General features: G+C 61.0%; 13 protein-coding genes. 6 read left to right on the forward strand and 7 right to left on the reverse strand.

Annotated elements, in window-relative coordinates:
- The first annotated feature begins 7 nt into the window (after positions 1–7).
- A complete protein-coding gene (locus ACXAIC_RS03310; RefSeq protein ID WP_475173590.1) occupies positions 8–187 on the forward strand; it encodes a YdcH family protein in 180 nt (59 codons plus the stop codon).
- Between the two features lie 119 nt (positions 188–306).
- On the opposite strand, the gene ACXAIC_RS03315 is transcribed toward ACXAIC_RS03310, so the two are convergent.
- Complete coding sequence (locus tag ACXAIC_RS03315) at positions 307–1,941, reverse strand: acyl-CoA synthetase (RefSeq protein ID WP_475173593.1); 1,635 nt, start codon at positions 1,939–1,941, stop codon at positions 307–309.
- A 105-nt stretch (positions 1,942–2,046) separates the two neighbouring features.
- On the reverse strand, positions 2,047–2,811 hold the full coding sequence (locus tag ACXAIC_RS03320; RefSeq protein WP_475173594.1) for a sulfite exporter TauE/SafE family protein: 765 nt from the start codon (positions 2,809–2,811) through the stop codon (positions 2,047–2,049).
- A gap of 170 nt (positions 2,812–2,981) precedes the next feature.
- Here ACXAIC_RS03320 and ACXAIC_RS03325 point away from each other — a divergent pair, with 170 nt between their 5' ends.
- Entirely contained in the window at positions 2,982–4,889 is a 1,908-nt protein-coding gene (locus ACXAIC_RS03325; protein ID WP_475173596.1) for a propionyl-CoA synthetase, read from the forward strand.
- Between the two features lie 144 nt (positions 4,890–5,033).
- Positions 5,034–5,825 carry an SDR family NAD(P)-dependent oxidoreductase gene (locus ACXAIC_RS03330; RefSeq protein ID WP_475173599.1) on the forward strand — a complete coding sequence of 264 codons (792 nt, stop codon included), beginning with the start codon at positions 5,034–5,036 and terminating at the stop codon, positions 5,823–5,825.
- A 54-nt stretch (positions 5,826–5,879) separates the two neighbouring features.
- Here the strand turns inward: ACXAIC_RS03330 and ACXAIC_RS03335 are convergent, their stop codons facing one another.
- Positions 5,880–7,712: an ABC transporter transmembrane domain-containing protein gene (locus ACXAIC_RS03335; protein WP_475173601.1), complete on the reverse strand. Its 1,833-nt coding sequence runs from the start codon at positions 7,710–7,712 to the stop codon at positions 5,880–5,882.
- A 370-nt stretch (positions 7,713–8,082) separates the two neighbouring features.
- On the opposite strand from ACXAIC_RS03335, the gene rpmE reads away from it, so the two are divergent.
- On the forward strand, positions 8,083–8,307 hold the full coding sequence (gene rpmE / locus ACXAIC_RS03340) for a 50S ribosomal protein L31 (protein ID WP_475173603.1): 225 nt from the start codon (positions 8,083–8,085) through the stop codon (positions 8,305–8,307).
- A 707-nt stretch (positions 8,308–9,014) separates the two neighbouring features.
- Here the strand turns inward: rpmE and rcdA are convergent.
- Together rcdA and ACXAIC_RS03350 are read right to left on the reverse strand one after the other, a co-directional pair.
- Positions 9,015–9,557 (reverse strand): protease adaptor protein RcdA, encoded by a 543-nt coding sequence (rcdA, locus tag ACXAIC_RS03345; protein ID WP_475173606.1) that lies wholly within the window; start codon positions 9,555–9,557, stop codon positions 9,015–9,017.
- Between the two features lie 416 nt (positions 9,558–9,973).
- Positions 9,974–10,168: a DUF1192 domain-containing protein gene (locus tag ACXAIC_RS03350; protein WP_475173608.1), complete on the reverse strand. Its 195-nt coding sequence runs from the start codon at positions 10,166–10,168 to the stop codon at positions 9,974–9,976.
- 149 nt (positions 10,169–10,317) lie between these two features.
- Here ACXAIC_RS03350 and ACXAIC_RS03355 point away from each other — a divergent pair, with 149 nt between their 5' ends.
- Together ACXAIC_RS03355 and ACXAIC_RS03360 are read left to right on the forward strand one after the other, a co-directional pair.
- A complete protein-coding gene (locus tag ACXAIC_RS03355; RefSeq protein ID WP_475173610.1) occupies positions 10,318–11,322 on the forward strand; it encodes an NAD(P)H-quinone oxidoreductase in 1,005 nt (334 codons plus the stop codon).
- A 186-nt stretch (positions 11,323–11,508) separates the two neighbouring features.
- Positions 11,509–12,276 carry a DUF1013 domain-containing protein gene (locus ACXAIC_RS03360; RefSeq protein WP_475173612.1) on the forward strand — a complete coding sequence of 256 codons (768 nt, stop codon included), beginning with the start codon at positions 11,509–11,511 and terminating at the stop codon, positions 12,274–12,276.
- 152 nt (positions 12,277–12,428) lie between these two features.
- Here the strand turns inward: ACXAIC_RS03360 and ACXAIC_RS03365 are convergent, their stop codons facing one another.
- On the reverse strand, positions 12,429–13,112 hold the full coding sequence (locus tag ACXAIC_RS03365; protein WP_475173613.1) for a M50 family metallopeptidase: 684 nt from the start codon (positions 13,110–13,112) through the stop codon (positions 12,429–12,431).
- A gap of 68 nt (positions 13,113–13,180) precedes the next feature.
- Complete coding sequence (locus ACXAIC_RS03370; protein ID WP_475173615.1) at positions 13,181–14,215, reverse strand: peptidoglycan -binding protein; 1,035 nt, start codon at positions 14,213–14,215, stop codon at positions 13,181–13,183.
- Positions 14,216–14,236 lie beyond the last annotated feature (21 nt).

A 14,236-nucleotide genomic window follows, 5' to 3' on the forward strand; every position in this document is an offset into this window, starting at 1 on the left:
GATATCCATGTCAATGCAGTCGCATCTCGAAGAACTTCAGCGCCGTCATGCGGAAATGAAACGCAAGATCGAAACCGCTCTGATGCACCCGAGTACGGACTCCCTGGAATTGGCTGACATGAAACGACAGAAGCTCAAGATCAAGGATGAGATTGAGCGAATACGGCAAGGTGAAACGCTGCATTAAGCGTCTTACCTGAGAGTGTTGAAACGCCGCGCTCTGCGCGGCGTTTTTTGTTGCCAGATTGTCCTTGCACGATGGGCTCTGGCGCAAGCGGCTGACAGGGGCTGCGAACTCTCCGCCCCCTAAAGCGCTTTGGCCTGTTCGCGCAGGGCAAATTTCTGGATCTTGCCCGTGGAGGTCTTGGGCAGCTCGCAGAAAACCACCGTCTTGGGGGCCTTGAAAGTGGCCATATGCTCACGGCAGAAGGCAATCAGCGCCGCTTCGGTAAGATCTTTGCCCGGCCGCAATTCCACAAAGGCACATGGGGTCTCTCCCCATTTCTCGTCGGGCCGGGCCACCACGGCGGCGGCCTGCACATCGGCGTGCTTGTAAAGCACTTCCTCCACTTCGATGGAGGAAATGTTCTCGCCGCCGGAAATGATGATGTCCTTGGACCGGTCTTTCAGCTGGATATAGCCGTCCGGATACATCACCCCGAGATCGCCGGAATGGAACCAGCCCCCTGCAAATGCGTCCTGCGTCGCCTCTTCGTTCTTCAGATAGCCTTTCATCACAACATTGCCCCGGAACATGACTTCGCCGAGGGTCTCACCATCACTGGGCACGGGCTCAAGTGTCTGCGGGTCGAGGACTTTCAGGTCTTCAAGCGCCACATAGCGCACCCCCTGGCGGGCTTTTTTCTGGGCCTGACTGTCCGGAGGCAGGGCGTTCCAGGCGGTTTGCCAGTCATTGACCACCGCCGGGCCATAGACTTCGGTGAGCCCGTAGAGATGGGTCACATTGAAGCCAGCCTGTTTCATGGCCGCCAGAACGCTTTCCGGTGGCGGGGCGGCTGCGGTGAAAAACTCGACTTCCCGCTCCAGATCCCGCTTCTGGCCGTCAGGCGCATTCAACAGGGTCGACATGATGATCGGCGCGCCGCATAGATGGGTCACCTTCTCGTCGGCAATCAGATCCCACATGGATTTGGCGCGCACCCAGCGCAGGCACACATGGGTGCCGGCCACGAGGGACAGGGACCAGGGAAAACACCAGCCATTGCAATGAAACATCGGCAGGGTCCACAGATAGACCGGATGTTTCGCCATTGACGCGGTGATCACATTGGCCTGGGCCAGAAGATAGGCGCCGCGATGGTGATAGACCACCCCCTTCGGATTGCCGGTGGTGCCGGAGGTGTAGTTGAGGGTAATGGCGTCCCATTCGTCATCGGGCAGGCTCCAGGTAAAGTCCGGATCGCCGGATTGAAGAAATGCCTCGTAGTCGAGGGATCCAAGCCGTTCGCCATCCTGCGGGAATTCAGGGTCTGAATAGTCGATCACGATGGGCGCAACCCGGGCCAGGGCCAGAGCTTCCTTGACGACGGGGGCGTATTCCCGGTCGGTGATCAGCACCTTGCTGTCCGCATGGTCAAGCTGGAAGGCGATGACGGCTGCGTCCAGGCGTGTGTTCATGGAATGCAGCACCGCCTTGGCCATGGGCACCCCGTAATGGGCCTCCAGCATGGGCGGCACATTGGACAGCATGACGCTGACCGTATCATTCTTGCCGACCCCCAATCCCGTGAGCGCTGAGGCCAGCTGGCGGCTGCGGCGATAGAAGCTGCGATAGTCGGTGCGCCGGCTGCCATGGACAATTGCGGTGGTGTGCGGAAAGACATCCGCCGCCCGGGCCAGAAAACTGAGCGGACTGAGCGCCGCATAATTTGCTGTGTTTTTATCAAGCCCATGGGTGTAGGGGCTGACATCGGCATCCATGGCCATCCTCCCTTGATTTTGTTGACGTATCAAACCCGCTAAACCGCTTTTGTGCAACGCCTTGCACAGCCTCCGGCCGCGGCGGGGCGGCCGCTCCGCACCCTATCAGCCCATAAGGGCGGCAAGGCCGTCAAAGGTGAGTTTCACCCCGATCAGGCCCATGAAGACATAGATAAAGGCGTAAAAGGTCTCCGCCTTGATGATCCGCACCAGGCGCACCCCGGCCAGGGTCGCAACCAGGGCCACGGGGAACAGGGTGATGGACGTGGTCAGGTTGGTCGTGTCGAACTGGCCGAGCAGGAAATAGGGCGGCAGCTTGATGGCATTGACCACGGCGAAGAAAATGACCGCCGTTCCGGCAAACAAGGTCGGTGCCAGGCGCAGCGGCAGCACATACATCTGAAAGGGCGGGCCGCCCGTGTGGCTGATGAAACTGGTGAAACCGGCAATGGCGCCCCAGAAACTGCCCTTGGGCAGGCTGTGCCCGGCGGCCTGGGGCTTCCGCCGCCGCAAAAACAGGTAGTCGGCAACAAAGGTCAGGGCCAGCACGCCGATCAACAGGGTCACGATATCGTCATTCACATAGGCGGCGGTGGCCCAGCCCAGGCCGATGCCGAGCGTGGCGGCGGGCAGAAGAATCGCAAGGCTCTTCCAGTCGGCTTCGCCCCGGTAGGCGATCAGCGCCACGATATCCATCACCACCAGAATCGGCAGCATGATCCCGGCGGCCTGAAGCGGAGGCACCACCAGGGACATGAGCGGCACGCCAAGCATGGCAAGGGTGCCACCGAAGCCGCCTTTCGACAGGCCGACAAGAAACACGGCCGGAAGGGCTGCGGCATAGAACCAGGGGTCGGAAATTGGGATCATTTGCGGGAAAATCAAAGCGGTCGAGACAGAAGATGCGCGAGACAAGCACGCCAGAGGGATTACGTAAAGTCCCGACCTCCGAATTGTCTATCCCTGCCCACTTGCATCTGGACCGTTCCTTACAGCACTGTGGGGCAAAATACCGAGGCGGCTGTTTGGGAGGAAAAAACATGGCAAGCCGGTATCATGAGGTCTATCAGGGCTGGAAGGAGGATCCGCTCGGCTTCTGGAAGAGCGCGGCAGCGGAGATCGACTGGGTCCGCACCACCGACACGGTGTTTGACCCGGATCAGGGGCAATATGGCCGCTGGTTCCCCGGCTGGGAGTGCAACACCTGCTACAACTGCCTGGACCGGCATGTCGAGCGGGGCCGTCCGGGCCAGCCCGCGCTGATCTATGACAGCCCTATCACCGGCCGCACGGCCAGCTACACCTATTCGGAGCTTTTGGCGGAGGTGGAGGCCTTTGCCGCAGTGCTGTCCGACCAGGGGCTTGAAAAGGGCGACAGGGCGATCATTTACATGCCGATGATCCCCCAGGCGGTAATGGCGGTTCTGGCCTGTGCCCGTCTCGGGGTCATCCACTCGGTGGTTTTCGGTGGTTTTGCCGCCAATGAGCTGGCGACCCGGATCGATGATGCCACGCCAAAGGCGATTATTGCCGCGTCCTGTGGCATCGAGCCGGGCCGGGTGATTGCCTATAAGCCGCTGATTGACGCTGCAATTGATCTTGCTGCGCACAAGCCCCAAAGCTGCCTTGTCTTTCAGCGCGCGGACCAGGAAGCGGACCTGATCGAAGGGCGTGATCACGATCTCGGCCAGCTGGCCGACGCCGCAAAGGCCGCCGGGCGCCGGATTGCGCCCGTTCCGGTCAAGGCGACGGATCCGCTCTATATTCTTTACACGTCCGGCACCACGGGCCAGCCCAAAGGCGTTGTCCGGGACAATGGCGGCCATATGGTCGCGCTTAAGTGGTCCATGGCCAATCTTTATGATGTGCAGCCGGGGGAAGTGTTTTGGGCAGCCTCCGATGTGGGCTGGGTGGTTGGCCATTCTTACATTTGTTATGCGCCGCTGTTGCAGGGCTGCACGACCATCGTCTTTGAGGGCAAGCCGGTGGGCACGCCGGATGCGGGCGCGTTCTGGCGCGTGATTTCCGACCACAAGGTGGTGTCTCTCTTCACCGCTCCGACCGCCTTCCGGGCGATCCGCAAGGAAGATCCGGAGGGAGAACTGATCCGCAATTATGACCTGTCCCAGTACCGGTCCCTGTTTCTGGCCGGCGAGCGGGCGGATCCGGAGACGGTCAACTGGGCCATTGATCAGCTTCAGGTTCCGGTGATCGACCATTGGTGGCAAACGGAAACCGGCTGGTGCATTGTGGGCAACCCGCTGGGCCTCGGCCAGCTGCCGGTCAAGCCGGGCTCGCCCACGGTGCCCATGCCCGGTTATGACGTTCAGGTCCTGGATGATGCCGGGCATCCGCTCGGAGCCGGGACCCTGGGTAACATTGTGGTGAAACTGCCGCTGCCTCCCGGGGTTCTACCCACGCTCTGGAACGCGGACAAACGCTTCTTTGATGCCTATCTGGCTGAGTTTCCGGGCTATTACAAAACGGCGGATGCGGGGGTGATCGACGAGGACGGCTATCTGTCGATCATGGCGCGCACCGACGACATTATCAATGTGGCAGGCCACCGCCTGTCCACCGGCGGCATGGAGGAAGTGCTCGCCACTCATCCGGACGTGGCCGAATGCGCGGTGATCGGTATTGCCGATGCGCTGAAGGGACAGTTGCCTTGCGGTTTCGTGGTGCTCAAGTCCGGGGTCGAGCGGCCGCATGAGGAGATTGAAGCAGAATTGGTGAAGCTGGTGCGCGAGAAGATCGGGCCGGTGGCGGCCTTCAAGATCGCGATCACCGTGGAGCGGCTGCCGAAGACCCGGTCGGGTAAGATCCTGCGGGGCACCATGCGCCAGATTGCCGATGGGGAAGCCTATAAAATGCCGGCCACGATCGATGATCCGGCTATTCTGGACGAGATTTCCGAAGCCATGAAAACCCACGGAATTTCGAGCTGAACCGCACCTGCTGCCGCGTTTCAAGCACAATAACGCGACCCTAGGCTTCATATTTTCCGGCATTGGCACTAAGGTCGGGCCGCCGCGCAGCGGCCCGCGTCCCTTCCTGGCGCGGACTCCAGTCTTTCAGCCGTGAGGTTTTTCGTGTCTTTGGAAAATAAGGTCGCCATTGTGACGGGCGCAGCCCAGGGCATCGGTTTTGCCGTTGCCAAACGATTTGTGTCGGACGGGGCCAAGGTTGTGATCGCCGATGTGGATGATGCCAAGGGCGAAGCAGCAGTTGAGGACCTGAAGACCCATGGCGAGGTCATGTATATCCACTGCAACGTGGCCGAGCGCCTTGATGTGCGCAACATGGTCGCCGAAACCCTGAACGCTTATGGTGATATCGACATTCTGGTCAATAATGCCGGGATTGTCGGCGGGGCCAGCTTCCTGGAACTGGAAGAAGATGATTTCGACCGGGTTCTGTCCGTGAACCTGAAGGGCACGTTCCTGTGTTCCCAGGCGGTTGCGCGCCACATGGTGGAGACGGTCGAGACCGGTGGAGCACCAGGCTGCATCATCAACATGTCCTCGATCAATTCCGTGCTCGCGATCCCGAGCCAGATCCCCTATTGCGTCTCCAAGGGCGGGGTGTCCCAGCTGACCAAAACGACAGCGCTGGCTCTTGCCCCCCACGGGATCCGGGTCAATGCCATCGGCCCGGGCTCGATCATGACGGAAATGCTGGCCTCGGTGAACAGTGACAAGGAGGCCCGCCAGCGGGTCATGTCCCGCACGCCGATGCTGCGGGTTGGCGAACCGGCCGAGATTGCTGGTGTGGCCGCGTTCCTTGCCTCAGCCGATGCGGGCTATATCACCGGCCAGACCATCTTCGCCGACGGTGGCCGCCTGCCGCTCAACTATACGGTTGCGGTTCCGGACGACGACTGAGACGCGTGCCGCCGGAGCTTTTTCCGGCATCACGACACAACAGGGCGATGGCAATTACGCCGTCGCCTTTTGAGTCGCTGCGTCCGGTTTGGCGCCGAATTGCAGGCGCGCGAGTTTGGCATAAAGACCGCCGGCTGCGCTCAGGTCGGCATGGGTGCCACTTTCCACGATTTGCCCGTTTTCCATCACCACGATGCGGTCCGCCTTCAGAACGGTTGCCAGCCGGTGGGCAATCACAAGGGTGGTCCGCCCTTCCATGAGGCTGTCGAGGGCTTTCTGGACCAGATGCTCGCTTTCCGCATCAAGAGCGCTGGTGGCCTCGTCCAGAAGCAGCACCGGAGCGTTTCTCAAAACAGCCCGGGCGATGGCGATTCGCTGGCGCTGCCCGCCGGACAAGGTGATGCCCCGTTCCCCGACCAGCGTATCATACCCAAGCGTCATTTCCTCGATGAAGGAGGCGGCCTGAGCCGCCTTGGCGGCAGCAATGATCTCCTCCCGGGTGGCGTCGGGGCGGCCATAGGCTATATTTTCGGCAATGGTCGTGCCGAAAATGGCGGTGTCCTGGGGCACAAGAGCAAGATGGCTGCGCAGGGCGGCCGGGTCGAGCTGGCGCAGGTCGACACCGTTGAGGCGGATCGCGCCCGTCACCGGATCATAGTAACGCATCAACAGGCTGAACAGGGTGGATTTGCCTGCCCCCGAAGGGCCGACAACCGCCACCGTTTCCCCGGGCTTGACCTTCAGTGTCAGATCCCGGAGCACGGGCAGGGTCTTGCTGGTCCCATAAGCAAAGGAAACCGCGTCAAAGGAAACGGCTCCTGCAGCGTTTTCAGGCAGTGGCACCGGGGTGGCGGGAGCGGTGATCTCCGGATCGATCTCCAGTAGCTCCGCCAGCCGTTCGGCAGCGCCTGCAGCCTGGGACAGCTCTCCCCAGACCTCTGACAGGGTGGCCAGTGATCCGGCCGCCAGAATGGAATAGAGGAGGAACTGGCTGAGCTCGCCGCCGCTGATCCGCCCGGCAAACACATCGCTGGCCCCGATCCAAAGGACCGCGACGATGCTGGAGCCAATCACGAAGATGGCAAATCCGGTCAGTGCAGCCCGGGCGGTGATGGCCTTGCGGGCGGCCGCAAAGGCGGCTTCCACGGCGGTGCTGTAGTGGTCCGCACTGCGCTGTTCATGGGTGAAGGCCTGCAAGGTGCGCACCGAGCCAAGCATTTCTCCCGCATAGGCGGACGCGTCTGCCAGGGTGTCCTGGGCAAAGCGCGAGCGTTTGCGCACATTGCGGCCAAAGCCGATAATGGGCACCAGAATGACGGGAATGGCGGCCAGAACGAACACGGACAGGCGTGGGCTGGTCACAACCATCATGACGGCGGCGCCGGAAAACATGATCAGGTTGCGCATGGCCTGGGAGGCGCTGGCCCCGAAGGCAGACTTGATCTGGGTGGTGTCGGCGGTGAGCCGGGACAGGATTTCGCCGGACCGGGCGCTGTCGTAAAAGGCCGGGCTGAGCCGGGTCAAATGATTGAAGACATCCGAGCGCACTTCGGCGACCACCCGCTCGCCCAGCCACATGACGAGGAAGAACCGGAGCGCGCTGGCGAGCGCGAGGGCCAACACAACGCCGATCAGAACCGCGAAATAGGAATTTACCAGCGCCGGGTCCCCGGCGCCGAACCCGTTGTCGATCATCCGCCGAACGGCCGCAGGCAGCACAAGGGTGATCACAGCGGCCGCAAAGAGTGCGGCGATGGCCGCCAGCACCATGCCCTTGTGCTTCATGAGATAGGGCAACAGGCGGCCAAGCGGCTTTAAGGATCTGCGCGGCCGGTCCCTGCCGGTTTGCAGGTCATGCTGCGGTTCGGATCCTGGGGCGTCAGCCAATGGGGCTCTCCTTGATGTTTTGGCGGCGGCTGTGCCTTGGGCAACGGGCTTGTCTTATCATGTTCGCGCAGCGGCACAATGGCCCCGTGAGGTGGCGGGTGGCAGGGCGGGGCGGAGCGGCGGCTGCACCACCTGGACACATGGCCGCAGGGAGGCAGATAAGGAGGCCGGAGGCTTGCAACAAATGCTTTGACAGGAAAGATGGATTGCGGGAATTTGCCTCTTGTCTTGCCTGCCGCCTTGGGGTATATCCCCGCCTCATGTTTCTGAGGGCTGCGTCCGCTTCCGGATCGGTGGCCCTTAATCTCGTTTTGCGCTGATGAGCAGGCTTTCAGGGAAAGACGCGTTCAAGCGCTTGAAAGGACCGGTCATGAAAGCGGATATCCATCCCGACTATCACACCATCAAGGTCGTCATGACCGATGGTACCGAATTCACCACCCGCTCCACCTATGGTGCGGAAGGCGACACCCTGCAGCTCGACATCGACCCTTCGTCCCACCCGGCTTGGACCGGTGGTGACCGTCAGCTTATGGACCGCGGCGGCCGGGTGTCCCGCTTCAAGAACAAGTTCGCAGGCTTCCTCGGCTCCTAAGCCATTCGGCCTGTCAGATGTTGAAAACCCGGCCGTTGGCCGGGTTTTTTGCGTTTCCGGCGCTGTTTTGCAGGCGCCTTGGCGGCGTTCGTTGGCGTAGCGGGCGGCAAGTCTCAAGCCCAATCTCCGCGCTGCCTCATCTTTAGGAAGGCTGAAAGCCTGTCTCGAAGCATTGGCCGCTTGTTCAGACCCCGCAGCGCATCTTTCGAGAGGGGCTGCTGGGTCTCCTCAAGATTAAGAGGAAGAAACGCTGCCGCCTCTCATAACGATTTGGCAGCCAAGGCGCAGATGCGGCCGGGCTCAGCGGGCTGATACCAAGCGCACTTGATGATGACCTATTTGACCGTGCTTGGATGGTCTTCGGCTAGGAGCGCGTCGCAGGCCGATACGGGGTATCGGGCCAGACGTGCGACAACGTCCGGAGTCCCTCCAAGCGCGGCCTCCGGTGCCCCAATTCCGCCCAACGGACATCGTTGCACCGCTTATCCGGTCAACCAGACCGGGTCGCGCGATGCGCCTAGCCGTTGAACGGAATTGGGGCATCAAATAGGTCATCATCAAGTGCGCTTGGTATGAGCAAAAGGCCGGGAAGGCAGGGGCGCTGGTCCCAGATCTCCGCAGGGTTCTGCGCTTGGTATGGATTGCCTTTAAACACAACAAGCCGCCCGGAGGGCGGCTTGGAAGCTGGTTGGCAGGTAGGGCTAGATCTAGCCGAGATTGCCGAAAGCGGCGTGCAGCTGGTTGAGCTGGGATGCGACCGGGTTGTCATTGATCGCTTCGACCGGATGCTCGTCGAGGCCCTTGCGGTACAGCATCTTGTCCAGGTGCACGACGCGCTCCTGGAGACGAGTGGAGCGTTCGACCAGGGACTTCAAGTTGCCGGGCAGGTCCTGCCAGGCGGGGCCGCCCATGGAACTGCTGAGCTTGTCCAGGCGCACCTTGTTCTTTTCGCTGCCAGCCTGCTCGCGGGACATTTCCCCCTCATTGACCGCGCGTTGCAGCAGCAGCCAGGAGGCCAGCTGCATCAGGCGGGTGGTCAGGCGCATGGATTCCGTCGCGTAGGCGAGGGAGGCGGGGCGGGGCAGGTGCTTGGCTTCCTCGCGGCCCTCGCCATCCAGATACATGGCGGTTTCCTCAACGAGCGACATGCCTTCCTGAAAAAGGTTCTGGAAGTTGTCCGAATTGGCGAGGTGGTGCGCAATGTGAACTGCGTCTACAGGGCCGCCGGCTTTTTTCATGTCTTCCGTCATGGGTTACTGCGCCTCAAACTAGTCTTCCGGTGTGCCGCGCATTTTTAAAACTCTGTCCCGGGCCGGAACATTCTGTCTCGAATGTCCCGTTTCGAAACGCTGCGCGTCTTCATGCCAATTGTTGAGCAATCCGTATGCCAGTTCCGCTTCTGAGGAGGCGGTTAACCAGAATGAAGTGAGGATACTATGGCGCCCGGACAAAAAAAAGAGCCGCGAAGATGCGGCTCTGAGTCTTTAACAGGGAGGCGTCAAACAGAGTGGACAGGAGCCACTCACATCCAGATGTCTGGATGAGGTCATTTATACTTTGGAAAGATTAACAGTAGGTAAACAGGTAAAATTTTACCTACTTGAAGCATGAAAGTTAAAAGGAATTTACGTAGATATTCAGAAAATATGTAACAGCTTACAAGGCTTCATTTAAAAATGGAATTGGCTGCATTGCGAATAGTGCTGCGTTGTTTCAGTTCCTGCTGCGTACGGTTAATTTCCGCTTCAAGGGCGGCGATCCGTTCAGAAAGCTCGTTTTCCGACAGGCTCGACAGATCGTCTCCGACGCTGATTTTTGCAGGTCCGGATTTTTTGGGGACATCTTCGTCAAAAAGACCCATTGTCTCGTTCCCTGAAGCGTGACACCCCATCTCTACCGAAGTGTCCTTCCATGGCAAGGTTTCTTTTCGGAAACCAGCCCATATCTTAACCATAAATCAGGCGCGAGCGGGCCTGACCGTCCCAAAATGAACCATAGGAATGTCTCTCCATGCAAAACCTGCCGGATACCATGACCGCACTTGCGATTTCCGAACCGGGGGGGCCGGAGGTCTTGAAACCGGAAATCCGGCCCCTGCCGGACCTGGGGCCGGAGGAGATTTTGATCCGCGTGGCGGCGGCCGGGGTGAACCGGCCGGATGTGCTTCAGCGCAAAGGGGCCTATCCGCCTCCGGCCGGGGCGTCCGATCTGCCGGGCCTTGAGGCGGCGGGGGAAGTTGTGGCCTGCGGGGCGCATGTGACCCGCTATGCGCCAGGGGACCTGGTGACGGCTTTGACCCCTGGGGGAGGCTACGCCACCTATTGCAAGATGCCGGAGGGGCACGCACTGCCGGTTCCCGCAGGCCTGTCCCTGATCGAGGCGGCAGCGCTCCCGGAAACGTTCTTCACCGTCTGGACCAATGTCTTTGACCGGAGCGGCTTGAGCGCGGGCGAACGTTTTCTGGTTCACGGCGGCACATCGGGGATCGGCACAACCGCCATCCAGCTGGCCAAGGTCTTCGGGGCAGAGGTTTTCACCACTGTCGGCTCGGAAGACAAGGCGGAGGCGGTCAAGGCACTAGGGGCCGATCATGTGATCAACTACCGGAAAGAGACGTTTGAAAAACGTATTCTGGAGATCACGGACGGGAAAGGGGTCGACGTGATCCTCGATATGGTGGGGGGCGACTATGTGGAACGGAACTGGAAAGCCGCGGCCGTGGAGGGGCGTATCTGTCAGCTTGCAACGCTGAACGGGGTTTCTGAAAACGTCAATTTCTCCCGGCTCATGGTGAAGCGGCTTGTACATACGGGCTCAACCCTGCGCCCGCGCAGCGATGCCTTCAAGACAGCGATTGCGGAAAGCCTTGAAGCCAAGGTCTGGCCGCTGATCGAATCGGGCAAGGTGAAGCCGGTCCTGGACTCCACCTTTCCGCTGGAGCAGGCAGCCGAAGCGCACCGGCGCATGGAAAGCTCCGGCCACATTGGAAAAATCGTTTTGACAACCGGGGATTAAGTCCGGATGACCGGCGGGGCGGGGGCGGGCGCTTTCACCGCGCTGTGCGGGCCCGGGCGGGGGCGCGAAGCGGATTTGCCTTTCCGCAGGTTTCGGCCTATATTCGCGCCACTTCCCATGAAATAGAAATGGAACACCGCTTTTTCGCCCTGACGGGCGGGGGAGCACACGAGAGGAATTTATCTGATGGCGAACACGCCGCTTATGCCGAAGGCCACCGCCGTCTGGCTCGTGGACAACACGGCTCTGAGCTTCACTCAGATCGCATCCTTCTGCAAATTGCACCCGCTGGAGGTCAAGGCGATTGCGGATGGGGAAGCAGCCCAGGGCATCAAGGGTCTCGACCCGATCCTGACCGGCCAGCTGACGCGCGAAGAAGTCGAAAAGGCTCAGAACGATCCGAATTACCAGCTCAAACTGCAGGGCTCCAAGGTGGTGGTACCGGAAGCCAAGCGCAAGGGGCCGCGCTATACGCCGGTGTCCCGCCGTCAGGACCGCCCGAACGCGATCCTGTGGCTGGTGCGCAACCACCCGGAAATGAAAGACGCGCAGATCATGCGCCTTGTCGGCACCACCAAGCCGACCATTGCCGCCATCCGTGACCGCACCCACTGGAATTCGGCCAACCTGACCCCGTCCGATCCGGTCACGCTCGGCCTGTGCAGCCAGCTTGAGCTGGACATGGAAGTGGAAAAGGCGGCGAAGAACGCTCCGCAGCCGATAGCAGGCGAACCGGTGCAGACCCTGATGCCGGTGGAAGACAGCACCAGCGAAGACGCCATTGCGGCTGCCTTCTCGCTCGACCCGACTCAGCCGGTCCAGCGTGAGGAGGAAGAGGAAATCGACGCCGACGCCGTGTTTGCCAAGCTTAATTCGCTGAAAGAGGACGCAGCGGATGATGCCGAAGAACCCGAAGATGTGGTGAGCGAGGACCCGGACGCGGCGTTCAAATAAGCGTCTTTTGCCTGCAAAAGACAAATCCATCGAAGCGTGATTTACATTTGAGCATCGTGCAGACTTATCGTCCGAGGCTCTTGAATTTAAAGCAACAGAAGCGCCGTCGTCTGGTTCCAGAGGGCGGCGCTTTGCTGTCTGGACGCGGGGAATTACCTGCGTTTTGTCTTGATGTTCAGATTGCTGCTGGGCCCGAGCCCGAAGCGCAGGCAGGCGGCAATAGCCACAAGGCTCAAGATCAGCCAGAGGCCGCCCCAGAACAGGGTGGGGCCGCCGAATTCCTCCGCCAGCATAGCCGCGTCGGAACGCGCACCGGACCGGCGGATGGTGTCATCGAAGATGTCATAGGGGACGTAGAGAACGCTCGAGAGGCCGATGACCCGCAGCACCATGTCATTGATAGGGCGGCTCAGGTAGCGGGCCGTGGCCAGCATGGCAAGCCCCGTGGCGGCGCAAAAGATCAGGGCAAAGAGGTCACGGACATACAGCACGGTCACCACAAGGGTCAGGCCGCCAAGGGCTGCCAGCGCAGAGCGGTCGGCCTCCGTGCGCAGGGCAATCACAAGAAGGGCGAGACCGATGACCAGCGATCCGAGATAGCCGGCCGAAAGGATCAGAAAACGGTTGCCGCCGCGCGAGAGCACATGCCCGCCCTCATGGATTGTCAGGGACAGATCCACGACCGATCCACCGGTCAAAAGGGTAACAAGGGCGTGGGCCAGTTCGTGCAGAAAGACGATGAGAATCTTGAGTGGCAGGGCGACCGGTGTTGGCCACAGCACAAACAGCAGCAAAGTGACCGCAATCAGCTGCCAATGGCCTTTTAGAAAGGGCACGGGAACCGCTTTCGCTCCTGTTTATTCGGCGCTGCTGACCAGGGCCCGGGAGGTTTTTCCGGACGCCCTCAGCGTTCCGTGAGCTTCAATTCGATGCGCCGGTTCTTGGCAAGTGCTTCCGGACTATCGCCCGCCTCCAGCGGCTGGAACTCGCCGAACCCGGCTGCGACCAGACGTTTGGGGTCAACACCCCGTTCAATCAGGTAGCGCACGACGGAAATGGCCCGGGCCGCCGACAGTTCCCAGTTGTTGCGCAAGCGCCCGGTGCCGGACAGGGGCCGGGCATCGGTGTGGCCGTCCACCCGCAGGACCCAGTTGATTTCATCCGGGATTTGGCCGCTCAGTTCCTGAATGGCGTCGGCCAGCTTGTCCAGCTCCTGGCGTCCGGCCGGGTTGATGTCTTCCGAACCGGAATCAAACAGGACTTCGGACTGGAACACAAAGCGGTCGCCCACCACTGAAATATCGGAGCGTTGGGACAGGATTTCGCGCAGGCGCCCGAAAAAGTCCGACCGGTAACGGGAGAGTTCCTGAACCCGCTGGACCAGGGCCGCATTGAGCCGTTTGCCGAGGCTGGCGATCTTGGCCTGGCTTTCCGCCTCCTTGGCTTCGGAGGCTTCCAGGGCCGCATTGGCAGCGGCGATCTGGCGGCGCAGGGCGGAGATCTGCTGGTTGAGCAGCTCCACCTGGGCAAGGGCTTCCTGACTGACCTGTTTTTCGTCGTCCAGAAGGTTCTCCAGCCGGGCCGCCCGGCCGCCGGCGGCATCCGCCTCACCGGAGCTGCTGTCCAGAAGCCCCTGCAGGCGCGTCTGCTCCGCCTGGGCATCCGACAGGCTGGCCTGCAGCCCGAGGATCGTGTCTTCCAGCTCCCCGGAACTGGCCCGTTCCAGGGCCAGAAGTTCGGTCAGTTCACTGATCTGGGCGTTCAGGCGGTTCAGCACCGTGTCCCGCCCGGACAACTGCTGGGACAGGAAGAACTGGGCGATCATGAAGATCGACAGCAGAAAGATGATGACGAGCAGCAGCGTTGCCATCGCGTCCACGAAGCCGGGCCAGTAATCCGTTTGCTGGGCGCGGCGGCGGCCCCGCAGTCCTGCGGCCATTTACTGTGCTCCCGGCTTTGC

The sequence above is a fragment of the Roseibium sp. AWQ4_254 genome (genome assembly GCF_056161025.1).